Here is a 501-nt window from a genome sequence, read left to right on the forward strand (position 1 = left end):
GGGGAAGCTTTCACTTCCCCAGGCGTGCGACTGACTCACACTTAATTTTCGCGCCATGCTAAATGTATGACTTACCCTTGTGACTCTAGGAAATTAATCCAAGGGCTCGCCATTGCTCTCATATCCGGAGATTGAGCCGCACTTTTCATTGCTTTTAGAGCATTACTCGGTTGGTTTAACTCAAAATATGCCATGCCACGAATGTAAGAGAGCTCTCCTTTTTGTTCGTGCTTAGCATCTGGGGCGGCGTTTTGCGTAAATTTCGTCGCCTCCGTATATTGCTTGTCTAAAATCATTAGACGAGCAATTTTTATTTGAGTTTTTGCTTGTGGAGCAAGATTGTAAGCTTGTTGATAGACGTCGATAGCCTGTTCAAGTTCTTGTGCTTGCTGCCAAAACGAACCAAGTGTTTCCAAATTTTTTGCGTTGCGTTCTACATGACCATTATCAAAGGCTGCTTGAAGTGTTTTCGCTGCGCGGAAAGGCACCCCTTGATAAGCT

At 44.3% G+C, this 501-nt stretch carries 1 protein-coding gene; it reads right to left on the reverse strand.

Translation table 11 applies throughout. The features are described from left to right. Positions 1-71: 71 nt before the first annotated feature. The coding region (locus R7Q09_RS28755) for a tetratricopeptide repeat protein (RefSeq protein ID WP_411913140.1) at positions 72-501 on the reverse strand (430 nt) is incomplete at its 5' end.

The organism is Vibrio sp. 2130-1 (assembly GCF_033339515.1).